Here is a 1,008-nt window from a genome sequence, read left to right on the forward strand (position 1 = left end):
AAAATTGCAGGAACACCTTGAAATCTTTCAAGGTTCGTGCTACAATTCAGCTAACCATATGTAAGGATTTGGTGTTTTTTCGCTCTCAGACAGCAAAACACTCATTTTGCCTACAACGGGAGGAGATGAGGACGATGGAGGCGCTGCTGGACCCGGCGGTGGAACGCCGGGTGCAATCCCCGCCTCGTGCGGGACCTCCGGGTCTGCGGCTGACCCCGGCGGACCTGGAGGCATATCTGGACAGCCTGTCCCGGCAGGGACGGGGACACGATACCTTGGCGACCTACCGGCGAAATGTCCATGCGCTGTACGACGGGCTGCCGGAGGACAAGATGGTCCGCCCCGGCACCCTGGCGCGGTGGCAGAGGACGCTGCTGGAGGGAGGGTACTCCCCCCGGACCGTCAATGTCCGCATGTCAGTGGCCAACAGCCTGATGGCGTTTTTGGGCCGCAGGGACCTGCAGTCCGTAGGGTCTCTGGAGGTAGACGACGTGCAGCCGGAGCTGACCCGGACGGAGTATCTCCGTCTGCTCACCACAGCCCGGGCGCTGGATAAAGAGCGCCTGTATCTGCTGGTGAAGCTCTTCGGCTGTACCGGCCTGCCCCTGCAGGAGCTGCCGCGGGTGACGGTGGAGGCCCTTACCGAGGGCCGGGTCATCGTCCGCAGCTGCGGGATTGTCCAGCTGCTCCACCTTCCGGACTTTTTGCGGAAGGAATTATTGGCCTACGCCCGGCGGGAGGGGACGGCTTCCGGCCCCATTTTCCATACCAAGAGCGGAAAACCGCTGGGCCGCACCGCCGTCACGGACAGCATCAAGCAGCTGTGCCGGGACGCCCGGGTACCGGAGGAAAAAGCCAATCCCCGCTGTTTGAAGCGGCTGTGGCAGAGTACTCAGGACGGCATTCGCACCCAAATCGACCTGCTGGTGGAGCAGGCCTGCGACCGGCTGATGGAAGCGGAACAGCTTACCGTCGGCTGGGATGTGGGTAAGGGGGTGAGTGACGTGT

1 protein-coding gene is annotated in these 1,008 nt (G+C 62.6%); it reads left to right on the forward strand.

Going from position 1 to position 1,008, the window contains the following annotated elements:
* Window positions 1-134 precede the first annotated feature (134 nt).
* A partial coding sequence (locus B5F19_RS16835) for a site-specific integrase (RefSeq protein WP_087292922.1) occupies window positions 135-1,008 on the forward strand: 874 nt, incomplete at its 3' end.

It is taken from the genome of Pseudoflavonifractor sp. An184, from assembly GCF_002160305.1.
Lineage (GTDB): Bacteria > Bacillota > Clostridia > Oscillospirales > Oscillospiraceae > Lawsonibacter > Lawsonibacter pullicola.